This is a genomic window from Ensifer sp. ENS07 (assembly GCF_014852185.1).
GTDB lineage: Bacteria > Pseudomonadota > Alphaproteobacteria > Rhizobiales > Rhizobiaceae > Ensifer > Ensifer adhaerens.
Window position 1 is genome coordinate 36142 of the sequence record NZ_JACVBE010000022.1, and the last position, 12758, is coordinate 48899.

Annotated in this window: 13 protein-coding genes; 7 read left to right on the forward strand and 6 right to left on the reverse strand. The window is 58.4% G+C overall.

What is annotated here, in order from left to right; genetic code table 11:
* Positions 1–43 precede the first annotated feature (43 nt).
* Positions 44–562, forward strand: coding sequence for a GNAT family N-acetyltransferase (locus tag IB277_RS36025; RefSeq protein WP_192373090.1), 519 nt, complete (start codon positions 44–46; stop codon positions 560–562).
* On the opposite strand, the gene IB277_RS36030 is transcribed toward IB277_RS36025, so the two are convergent.
* The 5 genes from IB277_RS36030 to IB277_RS36050 form a co-directional block, all read right to left on the reverse strand.
* Complete coding sequence (locus IB277_RS36030) at positions 504–2042, reverse strand: M81 family metallopeptidase (protein WP_192373092.1); 1539 nt, start codon at positions 2040–2042, stop codon at positions 504–506. The genes IB277_RS36025 and IB277_RS36030 overlap by 59 nt on opposite strands.
* A gap of 8 nt (positions 2043–2050) precedes the next feature.
* Positions 2051–3124: an ABC transporter substrate-binding protein gene (locus tag IB277_RS36035; protein ID WP_192373094.1), complete on the reverse strand. Its 1074-nt coding sequence runs from the start codon at positions 3122–3124 to the stop codon at positions 2051–2053.
* Between the two features lie 39 nt (positions 3125–3163).
* A complete protein-coding gene (locus IB277_RS36040) occupies positions 3164–3880 on the reverse strand; it encodes an ABC transporter permease (RefSeq protein WP_192373139.1) in 717 nt (238 codons plus the stop codon).
* A 124-nt stretch (positions 3881–4004) separates the two neighbouring features.
* Positions 4005–4898: an ABC transporter permease gene (locus IB277_RS36045; RefSeq protein ID WP_192373096.1), complete on the reverse strand. Its 894-nt coding sequence runs from the start codon at positions 4896–4898 to the stop codon at positions 4005–4007.
* Positions 4899–5996 (reverse strand): ABC transporter ATP-binding protein, encoded by a 1098-nt coding sequence (locus tag IB277_RS36050; protein WP_192373098.1) that lies wholly within the window; start codon positions 5994–5996, stop codon positions 4899–4901.
* A gap of 185 nt (positions 5997–6181) precedes the next feature.
* Here IB277_RS36050 and IB277_RS36055 point away from each other — a divergent pair, with 185 nt between their 5' ends.
* The 5 genes from IB277_RS36055 to IB277_RS36075 all read left to right on the forward strand — a co-directional run bounded on the left by IB277_RS36055 (position 6182) and on the right by IB277_RS36075 (position 11495).
* Positions 6182–6886 carry a GntR family transcriptional regulator gene (locus tag IB277_RS36055; protein ID WP_192373100.1) on the forward strand — a complete coding sequence of 235 codons (705 nt, stop codon included), beginning with the start codon at positions 6182–6184 and terminating at the stop codon, positions 6884–6886.
* Positions 6887–6984: 98 nt separating this feature from the next.
* Complete coding sequence (locus tag IB277_RS36060; RefSeq protein WP_192373102.1) at positions 6985–8316, forward strand: aspartate aminotransferase family protein; 1332 nt, start codon at positions 6985–6987, stop codon at positions 8314–8316.
* Positions 8317–8331: 15 nt separating this feature from the next.
* Complete coding sequence (locus tag IB277_RS36065) at positions 8332–10047, forward strand: acetolactate synthase catalytic subunit (protein ID WP_192373104.1); 1716 nt, start codon at positions 8332–8334, stop codon at positions 10045–10047.
* A complete protein-coding gene (locus IB277_RS36070; protein ID WP_192373106.1) occupies positions 10044–10817 on the forward strand; it encodes an SDR family NAD(P)-dependent oxidoreductase in 774 nt (257 codons plus the stop codon). The genes IB277_RS36065 and IB277_RS36070 overlap by 4 nt, the downstream gene beginning before the upstream one ends.
* 18 nt (positions 10818–10835) lie before the next feature.
* On the forward strand, positions 10836–11495 hold the full coding sequence (locus IB277_RS36075) for a response regulator transcription factor (RefSeq protein WP_192373108.1): 660 nt from the start codon (positions 10836–10838) through the stop codon (positions 11493–11495).
* A gap of 4 nt (positions 11496–11499) precedes the next feature.
* On the opposite strand, the gene IB277_RS36080 is transcribed toward IB277_RS36075, so the two are convergent.
* Complete coding sequence (locus tag IB277_RS36080) at positions 11500–11718, reverse strand: hypothetical protein (RefSeq protein WP_029742481.1); 219 nt, start codon at positions 11716–11718, stop codon at positions 11500–11502.
* 297 nt (positions 11719–12015) lie between these two features.
* On the opposite strand from IB277_RS36080, the gene IB277_RS36085 reads away from it, so the two are divergent.
* Positions 12016–12699, forward strand: a complete 684-nt coding sequence (locus tag IB277_RS36085) for a response regulator transcription factor (protein ID WP_029742480.1) — start codon at positions 12016–12018, stop codon at positions 12697–12699.
* Positions 12700–12758: the final 59 nt, after the last annotated feature.

Sequence of the window (12758 nt, forward strand, 5' to 3'; positions counted from 1 at the left end):
TCGAGGGGCAAGAGAGGCGTGCCTGGAAACGTCGCGCCTTTACATGCGTCCCACCACGAGCGCCGATGGTGACGGCCTCTATCATGTCCACCGGGATGCCGCCGTGTCGCTGCTTCTGGCCAATGTGGATCAAATGAGCAGGAGTTGCTCGGATCACCTGCTTCAAGGCTATGTTCAACACTGGCGATCCTTCGGCTGCGGATTTTATCTCGTCTTTGATAGAAAAGAGGCAGCGAGCCCTCCTATTGGCAGATGTGGTCTTCGGCTCACCCCCGACGAAGAAGTCGAGCTCGGCTACTGTTTCTTAGCCGCCGCCACCGGCCGTGGTGTGGCGACAGAGGCGGCGGCGGCCGTCGTTGACCGCGCGTTCCAGACAATGTCGATCAATCAGATCGTCGCCTTCGTTCGGCCGGAAAACCATCAGTCCATGCGCGTTCTCACAAAACTCGGGTTTCAAGACCTGGGCTACGTAGAGCAGGGAAGAGCCCACAACCGGTTCATACTCAATCGATCCGTTCGGCATGGCTTGAACCAGCGATCGGCCTCCGTACCATGGTCGTGACCGGGGAGGAGGCCTGCGCGTGCTCGGGCCAAAAGCGGGCGCGTTTGTAGTTGAAGACACCCTTTTCATAGTAGCCGACGCCCGGGCTACGCACGAGCAGAGGTTCTCCGTAGTCAGCAAAATTGAGCTTGAAATGGTAGCCGGACTTCACAACGATAAAGTCCTTGCTGCTTAACCCGACACCTTGGCTGGTAAAGACAGCCGGGTCATGGCTGAAGGCTGGATGAGTGGTCAGCAACACCGAAAGTCGCCCGTCGATTTCGAGCACAGCCGTATCGCCCATCGTGCACGCCTGTCCCCCTTGAAACGGGCCGGCAAGAACGCAGTGTCCGTCGCCAAGATGTCTGACGACGGCCTTCACATGATACGGTAGAAAACCCGGGGTCACGCGCCCGCCGATCAGAATTTCGAGTGACGCTCCTTGTCCGGCGGTGTGCGCTGCGATCACTGCTTGGGGATCGGTCAGTGACATAGCACCCCGCAGGCCGGGATACCTTTCCAGAGCGGCCTGCAGGATGGCCGTACTGTCGCCGGGCGCCCCTGCAAGAATGCGGTCACCCATGTCCGCGAAGATGTAGCGCTCGCCGTGGCTAGCGGCACACTTCGTCAGCGCCTCGTCGATGGACAAAAGGTCATCGATAAACTCGTCTCTCCGGATCCAGAACGCCTCAGCAAGCTTCCTTGCTATGGTTGTCGGGTCGGCTTTGCCATTTGTGGTAACCACAACGGCTTGTCCGATATCGTGATCATCCGAGTAACGAAACACGTTGAACAGCGATATGTCCCATATACCCGGATCAGAACTGACGTAATCGCGCGCCATCTCGTGCAGGTCATAAAGGGGACCCGTCGCAGTCTCTCCAGCTCCAGGCAGGATCATTGGAACCTTTGCCATTGTCGTGACAGGTTTCAATCGACCATCCAGCATCGCCAGTATGCAGTCGGCAACCTTGTGGCCACATTCGACGACATCGGAATGAGGGTTCTCCTTGCAAGCGATGCAGATGTCGACCGCTTCGATCATATCCACAGTGACGTTGGCGTGGAGGTCGAGGCCGATGGCGATTGGTACGTCAGGACCGACGAGCGTTCTGAGTTCCGTAAGGAGCTCCCCTTCCGCATCGGGGCATCTGGTCGTCGCCATGGCCCCATGCAGTTCCAACGCGATGGCATCCGGCCGATGAGCCGCAACATCACCGAGCAATTGGTCCCGCAGTTCCACATAGAACTCATGCTCGACAAGTCCGCTCGGAGGGGCGGAGGCAGACAAACTTCCGACGATTTCGACATCGGCTTCGGTTAGCCGGCAAATGATACCGCCGATCGTCGAACCACTCTTCCGAACTTTCTCGAGGAAATCCTTGCCTGCCATGATCTCGAAGGCGTCCCGCCCGGTGACCCGAGGATTAAAACCGTTCGACTCGTGCCAGATTCGAGCGACAAGGACGGTTTTTCTTGGTGAGTTGAAGTCAGTGCTCATGTTGATCCTTACCTGATCCACGCATTCCAGCGTTCGAGCAGCCGCGGGGCGTTCGCGTTGATCCACTCGGCATCGGGCACGATGATGTGCTCTTCAATGTCGACAGGCGAGGGCATGCTGGCCCGCACTTCAGCCGACATCATTTCGATCGCAAGGTTGCTAGGCGGTGTGCATGAAAGCAGCTCACAGGCTCGCGCCTGGGCCTTCGGATTGTTGAGCCAATAGGCCATGAGCTTGAGAGCGTTTTCTCGATTGGGAGCATCCTTGAGCAGGGCGACGCGGTCTCCGACAAGAAAGGCGGCCTTGTAGGACCAGCCGATCGGGTGGCCCTCGGCTTTCAGCGCCGTTGCTCTGGTCAACCAGATTTGACCGAGACTGTAGTCCTTGTTTCTGAAACCCTGCACGCTTTGGTCGCCCGTCTTCCACCATACCGATACGGACGGGCGGATTTCATCGAGCTTCGCAAACGCCCGATCAACGTCGAGAGGAAAGAGCCTGTCGCGCGGCACCCCATCGGCAAGCAGTGCCGCTGCCATCACGCGCCAGGGGTCATCAAAGTTGGGAAAGGCTCTGCCGCCGGGGAACCGCTTCGTGTCCCACATGTCAGCCCACGTCTCGGGAACCGGCGCGGACGCGTTGCTGCGGTCATAGACGAGCAGCGTTGCGGTGGACTGGAGCCGGATTCCGCCCGGTCTGCAGGCGTCCGCAACCAGGTCTTCACGCCCGTCGAGGTTTCTGCAGAAGTCACTGATATCCGCAGCAGTCTCGAGGTGTTGCGGGGACATCGCCTGGATTTCGCCCTGCATGAAGAGATCCCAGGACACGTTGCCGGTCTTGACCATCGCAGTGGCCTTGGCCCGCATTTCCGCATTGGTTGCCGCGACGGTTTTCACGGTGATGCCCGTTTCCTTTGTGAAAGGGTCGAACCACGCTTCGCGCAAGGCCTTGTCGTAGGCCCCGCCGGTTGAGGCAATGATGACCTCTTCGTTGGCGCTTGCATGGCCACTCGCGCCCAACACAAGTGCGAGAGCTGCAACGATGAAGGTGCACGGCCGCTGTATGAGATACCTGGCTGCTGTCATTGGATTTTCCTCCCGGAAATAAAAATGTTGGCGTTTGATTCAGCGTTTCTTTGCGAAGGTCTGGACGGATGCCATCAGCAAAAGCGAAACACCGACGAGCAGCGTTGATGCGGCTGCGATGACGGGTGTGAGATTGAAATCGATGTCCTCGAACATCTTGCGGCTGATCGTCTTGCCGCCCGTGTCGGAGATGAAGAACGCCACCGTTGCCTCGTCGAAAGAAGCAAGGAACGCGAAGACGGAAGAAGCGGCGATCGCCGGGGCAATATTCGGCAGAACGACGGAAAAGAAGGCGCGCGGTCTGCTGGCCCCGCAGCTAAGTGCCGCAAGTTCGAGGACCGGATCGAGACGTTGAAGGGCCGCACTCACGGTGATGACCACATAAGGTATCGAAAGCACGGTGTGAGCGATCAGAAAGCCGAGAAAGTTACCCGTCAACTGAAGCGGTGCAAACACGAGATAGAGCGCAACGCCGAGAACGATATGCGGAACGATCATCGGCCCGATCGAAAGCGCCTGAATAATCGGCTTCCCCGCAATCTGACCCCGCACGAGGGCGATAGAGGCCAGGGTCCCGACGACCGTTGCGGCAACTGTCGTTGAAAGGGCAATTCTCAGGCTGAAGAGCGTGGCAGAGAGCCACTCTGGATCGGCGAAGAACTCCCCATACCAGCGTAAACTCAGACCACGCGGCGGGAACTCGATGAACTCGCCGGAGCTCAACGACATCGGGATGACCACGATCGTGGGCAGCATCAGGAAAAGCAGGACGGCGGCAACAACGATCCGGGCGAGACCGCCCGTGACGGATCTCCACAGGCGTCCTGATCCTGCGAGGGTCAGATGAGTGAACTGCAATGGAGTTTGAGAAGTGGTTTGATCAGTTGACACCGTTGAACCCCTTGTTCAGCGAGATGGTTTTTCGAAAGGCCACGACAAGGATGAGGGTGATCACCAGAAGCACGGTCGACAGTGCTGCTGCGAACGACCAATCCAAGACAACGGTGGTCTGTTGGCCAATCAGGGTTGCGATCATCATCGAACCTGGCCCACCAACCAAGGTGGGCGTGATGTAGAAGCCGATCGCGAGAATGAAGGTCATGACGCAGCCGGCAAAGACACCTGGCGTGCTCAATGGCAAGGTCACGCGCAAGAATGTTACGAGCGGTCCGGCACCAAGGTTGAGAGCTGCATGCGACAGGTCTTTCGGGATGGAGCGCAAGGTGGAAAACAACGGCAGGATCATGAACGGCATGAGCACATGCGCCATCGCCACGATCACGGCGGTCTCCGTATAGATGAGCTTCAGCGGCTCGCTGACGAGGCCTGCGTCGAGCAGAGCGGAATTGATGATCCCGTTGCGCTGCAGCAGGACGATCCACGCGTAGGAGCGGATCAGAACGGATGTCCACAAGGGGATCAGCACACATGCAGCAACGAGCGCCGCGGATCTGCCTTTCAGACGCGACATGGCGAATGCAACCGGGTAGCCACCGACGAGACATAAAACCATGACACAAAACGCCACCATAAAAGTCCGCAGCAGGACCAGCAGATACAAAGGCTCGTTGAGGATGCGCCGATAGCTTTCTATTCCAAATTCGGGCGTGAAGAGGCTGATCTTGACCAGTTGCAGAAGGGGGTAGACGAACCCGATTGCCAAAAGCAGGGCCAGCGGCATCAGCAACAGGATTGTCGCGCTCCGCGACAGGATCTTTGCCGATCCGCCGCGAGCAATCGAACCTCCAGGTATTTCCAGAGAAACTTGCTCCATCTAACGAGCCTCCGCCTGAGGAAACGCCGCGAGACGAGAGAGGTCGGGTATGACATCGACTTTGTCGCCGGTCGAAAAGCGCATCGTTGCACTTGTCTCGGCCTGGACGTGCAGCTGGCGGGCATCTCCGGCGGCGATATCGATCACATACATGTGGTGAGTTCCAACAAATACGCTCGCGGCCACCGTTCCGCCGATTGCATCGGGCCGGCCCTCTTCCTTCGCCATCAATCGGGCGCGTTCCGGACGGAACGCCAGTTGGACGGATTGAGCTTGTCTGGCCCCTGCCGTCCGACCTTTGACGCGGAAGAGACCTCCTGGCGCGGTTCGGACTATCGTCTCGTCAGCCTCGACCCCGACAACATGGCCTGCAACGAAGTTCATCTTGCCTATGAAGTCAGCTACAAAACTGTCGCGCGGCCTATCATAGAGATCTTGCGGCGAGCCGACCTGAACAAGGTTGCCGCCGGCCATAACCGCAACCCGATCAGACATTGTCAGGGCTTCTTCCTGATCATGGGTCACATAAACCACGGTTACGCCCAGGTTCTGCTGCAATGCCTTGATCTCGAATTGCATGCTTTCCCGAAGCTTCTTGTCCAATGCTCCCAGCGGCTCGTCCATGAGAAGCACGGGTGGGCGGAACACCAATGCGCGCGCCACGGCCACGCGCTGTTGCTGCCCTCCTGACAGTTCATGCGGATATCGCCCGGCAAAATCCGAAAGCTGAACCAGGCCGAGAGCGGCTGCCACATTCGCCTTGATGTCACCACGCGGCTGGCGCCGCATCTTCAAGGGAAAAGCAATGTTTTCAGCCACGGTCAGATGCGGGAACAGCGCATACTTCTGAAACACCATTCCGATCCCGCGCCGGTTCGGCACAACTCGTGTGATGTCCCTGTCTCCGACTGAGATCATTCCTTCGTCCGGGTACTCGAACCCTGCGATCATGGTAAGGAGGGTGGTCTTTCCCGAGCCGGAGGGGCCGAGGATGGACAAGAACTCCCCTGCGGCTATGTCGAGCGACAGTCGCTCCACCGCCAAGGCGCCCGCATAGCTCTTTCGAAGACCGCGTAGGGTGACTCTCTCTCCGATCAAATAAACCTCCCATTGATCAATCAATTACCGCAGGCTGCAAAGCTGCGAATAAACATGCAAGTCATGATTGCGTTACCCGTGGAGCGAATAGTGGTAGCTCTGCGAGGTCACATAAAGTTCGCGTAAACGACACATTTCACTTTTGTTGCAACATAATTGCGAACAAGTCAACCGGGAGACGTAGATTGAACGACGCAGCGGATGGAATCGAAACCACAGATGGAAAGAATCCGACGCGACTACGCGATGTCGCATACGACGATCTGAAGGAACGCTTGATCCGAGGGGCATTTGCGCCAGGCACCAAATTGACCGTGCGGGGCGTCGCCGACGAACTCGGAGTGAGTTCGACACCTGCTCGCGAGGCCATCAACCGGCTGACACAGGAAGGCGCGCTTGTGTTTTCAGGCCCGAAGACGGTGATCGTTCCAAGCCTGACGCGAGAAGCGCTCGACGAGGTGACCGCGATGCGATTGGCCCTGGAAGGCCTTGCTGCGTTCAAGGGGGCATCCAACGCCACACAAGAGACGATCACCCAGCTGCAGACACTGCAACAGACGATCAACCAGCGCCTCGACAAACGCGAATATGTCGGCGTCCTGGCCGCCAACCGCGAGTTCCACTTCGCGCTTTACCAGCTCAGCGGCATGCCCAACCTCGTCGCAACAATCGAAACACTTTGGCTGCGCACAGGGGCGGCGTTCCATGACCTGTACCCGGAGTTCGCAGAAAACAGATTTGGTGTGCACAACCACCTGGCCGCAATCGAAAGCCTTGTAATTGGCGATTCCGAGGGCGTGCGGGCGGCAATCGAGAGCGACATCCGGGACGGATACCGGCGCCTCCGCCGGGTCGATGCGGACAGAATTCGGCGACAGTCGACGACCTAAGAAAAGTTTTTTGTTGCGTGACTTCCCAGAGCGTCATTTTTGTTGCAACATAATTGCGACGAAAACATGAACCACTGCTCGTTGCAAAGGGAAGTTTGATGATGGACAGCATAGTGGCCGCTCGGGCTCAATCCAGAGCCCGGTCCAACGCCGCATTCAGGGAGGCGCGCCGATACTTTCCGGATGGCACCTCAAGAGCTACGGTTGAGCGCGATGGTGGCCCGATCTACGTGACGCGGGGGGAGGGGGCCCACCTCGTCGATCTCGACGGCAGCAAATTTCTCGACCTCAACAACAACTTCACTACCCTGATACACGGCCACGCGTTCCCGCCGGTCGTCGAAGCAGTATCTCGAACGATAAGGGACGGAACCTGCTTCGCTAACCCAACCGAACATGAAATTGCACTCGCCGCCTTGCTCGTCGAGCGCATTCCGGCGATCGAAAATATTCGCTTCGTAAACAGCGGCACGGAAGCCGTCATGTTCGCAATCAAAGCGGCGCGCGCATTCACGGGCAAGACAAATGTGGTTCGCTTCGAGGGCGCCTATCACGGCGCCGGCGACTGGGCTGAAGTCGGGCAGTCAAACAGCCCGGCAAATTGGGGACCAGTCCAGCGACCGAGCAGCGTTCCGGGTTACCGCGGCGCCCCGGCCAGCGTCGCAGACGACGTGACGGTCCTGCCATTCAACGACGTTGACGCCCTTGAACACGCGATCGGTTCCGTCGGCGGCCGAACCGCCTGCATTTTGATCGACGTCATGCCGAGCAGGGCCGGCTTGATCGAACCTGAGCCAGAGTTCATCCAGGCGATCATGGAACTGGCGCGCCGTCATTCCATTTTGATCGTGTCCGACGAAGTTCTCAACCTCAGGCAGGGATACCAAGGCGCATCCGAGCGGCACGGCCTTACCCCGGACCTCATCACCGCGGGCAAAATCATTGGTGGGGGGTTCCCCATCGGTGCGATCGGGGGCTCCAGCGAGGTGATGCGCGTTTTTAGCGCGGAGCATGGCCGGCCGGCGGTTCCGCAAGGCGGCACCTTCTCTGCAAATCCAGTCTCCATGGTCGCCGGCCTAGCAACTATGCAGGCCATGAATGAAGATGCATTCAGCCGTCTCGAGCATTTTGGCGATCAAGTCCGCCTCGGGCTTCGAACGGCCATCGCAAGAAGCGGCGCGCCATTCTGCGTGACCGGCACTGCGTCCTTGTTTCGGATCCACCCACGCTCAGAACTTCCACGCACCTACCGCGAAGCCTTCATGTCGGCCGAGCAGGAGGAAACGATGCGCCGATTGACCCGCCATTGCATTTCCCACGGCATCTCCCTCCCGATGGGCGCTTCGGCATGCCTCTCCACCGCCATGACGGCGGCTGACATCGAACATGTCATCGAAGTCTTCGATGATTTTCTTTCCCAGACCTACTAAACGACGAGAAGCACAATGACGATCAATACGAAAATGGTCACCGTCGCGGAACGCATGGCGCTTGCGCTTCAGCGTCATGGCGTCGAGCACATATTTGCACAAAGCCTTCCATCCGCGCTCATCCTGGCAGCCGAAGCAATTGGCATACGCCAGATCGCCTACCGGCAGGAGAACATGGGCGGTGCAATGGCAGATGGCTACGCGCGCGTTTCCGGCAAGGTTGCGGTGGTCGCCGCTCAAAACGGGCCGGCAGCAACGCTCCTGGTTCCACCCCTCGCCGAAGCCTTGAAAGCCAGCGTCCCGCTCATTGCACTTGTCCAGGACGTCGAACGCAGACAAACCGACAAGAACGCCTTCCAGGAACTGGACCATATCCAGTTGTACCAACCTTGCGCAAAGTGGGTGCGCCGCGTCACTGAGGCGGACCGCATTGAAGACTACCTCGACCAGGCCTTCGTTGCATCCGCCTCCGGAAGACCAGGACCCGCAGTGCTTTTGCTGCCGGCGGACCTCCTTAGAGAACAAGGACCCGAGCGGCCGGCAATAAGGCGCAGCCACCTCGGACATTATCCGCTCGATCGCGGGCGCCCCTGCGATGACGTCATCGCGCTCGCAGCTAAGCTGATCGCCGAAGCGCAAGCACCGATTGCCATCGCGGGGGGAGGGGTCCACGCAAGCGATGCGTCGCAAGCACTTGCAACTCTCCAGGAAGCTGCTGGATTGCCGGTGTTTACGACGAACATGGGGAAAGGATCAGTCGACGAGCATCATCCACTCTCAGCCGGCGTTCTTGGCTCGCTCGTCGGACCGCGCTCGCTCGGCAGACACACTCTGCCGCTGGTCGACGGCGCAGACCTGATCCTCTTGGTCGGCTCGCGTACCAATCAGAACGGGACCGACAGTTGGCGCCAGTTTCCTCCCAACGCGAAGATCATCCATATCGACGTCGATCCGCTGGAGATCGGACGCAATTACGAGGCACTCCGCCTGGTTGGCGACGTCAGGGCGACGCTTATGGCACTCACCAACGCATTGAAGGACCGAGACCTTTCCAGGCGCAGGGCGGGGCGGACCAGGATAGAAAAGCAGATCGCCCAATGCTGGGCCCGGTTTGAGGTCGATCGGCAAGATGTTGCGTCCTCGAACAAGATGCCGATCCGTCCGGAGCGCGTGCTTCGTGAGCTCCAGGCACAGTTGGATGAGAACGTGATCGTCGCTGCTGACGCCAGCTACTCATCCATGTGGGTGGTCGGCCAGTTGCGCTGCGCAAGCGCTGGCGCTCGTTTCATAACACCGCGGGGCTTGGCGGGACTGGGATGGGGCGTGCCGTTGGCGATCGGCGCCAAGTGCGCCCAACCGGCCAAGAAGGTCGTCGCAATCGTCGGAGACGGCGGCTTTGCTCACAGCTGGGCCGAACTCGAAACAATCGTCAGAAGTGACCTCCCCATAGTCATCGTCGTGCTGAACAACGGCATTCTTGGCTTCCAAAAGGATGCCGAGATCGCAAAGTTCGGCAGACATACGACGGCGATCGACTTTAGCAGCGTTGACCACAGCTTGATCGCGCGCGCTTGCGGCTGCGCATCCGAGCGGGTCGAAAAGCCAGAGGATCTTGCCGGCGCGCTTGGGCGTGCCTTGAGCAGCGAGACCGCGACCTTGATTGAGGTGATAGCGGATCCCGGTGCGCATCCGGCTCTTTCACTTTTTGCGCAGATGGACGAATGCGCATGATTGCCGAACACGAAAAAGTGGCCGTCGTGACGGGCGGCACATCCGGCATCGGGCTCGCGACGGCGCAGCGCCTGCTGAAGGATGGCTATCGTGTCGCTGTCTTCGGACAGCGACACGATCAGGCAGTGCTCGCCAAGCAGGCGCTTACAGCGCTCGCCAGCGACGAGTGGGTGATCAGCGGGGAGGCCGATCTGACGAACCCGCCGTCGATCAGAGCTTTTTTTGCTGAAGTGGAAAAGAGCTGGAGATCCCCGGATATTCTCGTTTGCTGCGCCGGGATTTCGCCGAAAGGCGAAAATGGCCCAACAGCGCTTCCGGATCTCACCCTCGATGAATGGAACCGCGTGTTCGCAGTGAATTTGACGGGCGCAATGCTCTGCTGCCAGGCGGTCGCAGAAAAGATGATCATTCAGGGCTTCGGCCGGATAGTGCTGGTCGGATCGATCGCAGCACGAACTCGCCCGAGGATCGCAGGATTGGGATACGTCAGTTCCAAGGCCGGGTTGTCGGGACTGATGAAAGGCCTTGTCGGCTCCCTCAGTCCGAAGGGAGTAACGGTCAACCTCGTGGCACCAGGAAGGATCGTCACCAACATGACGGGCCCCGCTGAGCTGCCGGTCAATGTGGAGGCGCGTCAGCGCATTCCACTCGGACGGCTCGGAACTCCGGACGACGTTGCTAGCGTAATCGCGTTCCTGGTCTCATCGGAGGCAGGTTTCGTCAACGGCGCCACGATTGACGTCAATGGCGGAGAATTCGTGCCCAATTAGGGGCTGTCAGGGTGGTACATGGCGCGCGTGCTTGTGATTACGGATGATCCGGATTTCTTCAGCCTGCTCGGGTATGTCCTCCAGGCTGAGGGCTTTCTGGTTTCTCGAGCAATTAGGCCGGGCGACATAGCGATTGATGAACACGTCGATCCCGCGGTCATCATCCTCGATACCAGCGAAAACACGCTAGAAATATGCCGATCGATAGTGTCGAGCAACAAACAGCCGGCTGCCACCATCGCTCTCATTCGATCCACCTCTTGCGAACTTGTCGCCCGATTGCTGCCAGCGGGCGTGACGATATGCGTGACCAGACCATTCGGTCTCCCGCGCCTCCTCGATATTCTGCGACGGGTCGCCGGTTCGCCCGGCGAGCGACAACACCCACCCTCTCGCCTCCGGCTTGATCGTCTCGAGCGAACGGTCACTTGGAAAGATCGGACGATCCCGCTCTCGCCAATTGAATTCGGTCTGTTTGCCGACCTGCATCGGCACTACGGTCGGGTAAGGCTGCGCACAGACCTGCTTGCCGCCGGCTGGTCTCAGCCCGGACTAACTGTCCGCTGCATCGACGTCCATGTTTGCCGGCTGCGGCGGACGTTGGCGCCGCTCGGCGAGACCTTCATCGAAACGATCAGAGGCTCCGGGTACAAGTTGGTTGCGCCGCCAGACAATTAGACCATTACACGGTACGCGCGCCCAGCTGATGAAAGACTGCGGCCCAAAGGCGGCAATCCTCTTCGCGACCATCGAATTTGGCCTCCAAAGCGCTCCAGGCAGCGACCAGACGTGCATCGTCGCCAAATACCTTGGTGACGGCGTTTCTGAGATGCCTTTCATTCTCGTTCGCTCGCAAAGCGGCTTGCGAAGTAATCATAGAAGCGGTCGTTTGCGTCGACATAACAGGCTCCACTGAGCCGGCGTGGATTGACTTGCGTTGCGCCGGCCTATTGGACCTGATCACAGGTAGTGCGAAATTCGCACTGAGCCCTTGGCGTATGCAAGACAGTCGAAATACAAATTACTGCCTTATGTTACCTCATCTTTAATTTAAGTGTTATGGAATATTGAATTTCATTCTGAAGAAGAATTGCATAATCGCCTATTCGTGACCGTATTGCAATCGAAAGGCGAGAATAATCCTTCCTATCGCAATCTTTTTGTGACATCAAAATGACGATGCCAAAAGGATGACTGGATGGTGCCTCGAATACTCATCAATTCAACCGATGCGGAACTTTACCTTTGGCTGGAATACATTCTTGCCACAGAAGGGTTTCAGGTGGAACTGAGTGACGGGATTGATCGCCAGATCGATAGCGAGGTCCTGGCTGTCGTCATCGACTGCCGCCTCACGGGCGACCCATCTGAACAGTGCTGCGCTTCTATGGACCAACTTGCAGCTCTGTCCGTTCCTCTTATCGCCCTTGTCGAGGGCGATGATCGCAAACTCCATCTCGATCTGATCAAGGCGGGCGCCGAACGGTTCCATCGACCAATCTCGCCGCGGCGGCTGGTAGACTACTTGCTGCGCCTTTCGCCGACACAGACAATGAACCCGGAGCAAAGGTCTCCAGGGCCGAAATCGCTACGATTCGCTGAAATCCAGATCGATCTCGCGTCGCATCGTGTCATTTGCGCTGACGAGGAGATCTATCTTCCGCCTCTCGAGTTCAAACTTCTGGTTCTTCTGTTGAGCAAGCAGGGACAGGTCTGTTCACGTGACGAACTGATCGAGGCAGCATGGCCAGCGACTGTGTTCGTCGAACCACGAACCGTAGACGTCCATGTCGGGCGATTGCGGCGCACATTGCGCAGGTCTTTACGACGCGACCCAATCAGGACAGTGCGATCGATAGGATACGCGCTCAATCAGAACTGATTGCACTCACAAACCTTCACAAAACCATTGTGAATTCTTCATCCAGGCTTCGTTGCACC

What these genes read in the sequence shown, in the direction of transcription:
- IB277_RS36025 (WP_192373090.1), top strand. Translation starts at nt 44, where the DNA reads ATGCGTCCCACCACGAGCGCCGATGGTGACGGCCTCTATCATGTCCAC.
- IB277_RS36030 (WP_192373092.1), bottom strand. Translation starts at nt 2,042, where the DNA reads ATGAGCACTGACTTCAACTCACCAAGAAAAACCGTCCTTGTCGCTCGA.
- IB277_RS36035 (WP_192373094.1), bottom strand. Translation starts at nt 3,124, where the DNA reads ATGACAGCAGCCAGGTATCTCATACAGCGGCCGTGCACCTTCATCGTT.
- IB277_RS36040 (WP_192373139.1), bottom strand. Translation starts at nt 3,880, where the DNA reads ATGCTGCCCACGATCGTGGTCATCCCGATGTCGTTGAGCTCCGGCGAG.
- IB277_RS36045 (WP_192373096.1), bottom strand. Translation starts at nt 4,898, where the DNA reads ATGGAGCAAGTTTCTCTGGAAATACCTGGAGGTTCGATTGCTCGCGGC.
- IB277_RS36060 (WP_192373102.1), top strand. Translation starts at nt 6,985, where the DNA reads ATGATGGACAGCATAGTGGCCGCTCGGGCTCAATCCAGAGCCCGGTCC.
- IB277_RS36065 (WP_192373104.1), top strand. Translation starts at nt 8,332, where the DNA reads ATGACGATCAATACGAAAATGGTCACCGTCGCGGAACGCATGGCGCTT.
- IB277_RS36070 (WP_192373106.1), top strand. Translation starts at nt 10,044, where the DNA reads ATGATTGCCGAACACGAAAAAGTGGCCGTCGTGACGGGCGGCACATCC.
- IB277_RS36075 (WP_192373108.1), top strand. Translation starts at nt 10,836, where the DNA reads ATGGCGCGCGTGCTTGTGATTACGGATGATCCGGATTTCTTCAGCCTG.
- IB277_RS36080 (WP_029742481.1), bottom strand. Translation starts at nt 11,718, where the DNA reads ATGTCGACGCAAACGACCGCTTCTATGATTACTTCGCAAGCCGCTTTG.
- IB277_RS36085 (WP_029742480.1), top strand. Translation starts at nt 12,016, where the DNA reads ATGGTGCCTCGAATACTCATCAATTCAACCGATGCGGAACTTTACCTT.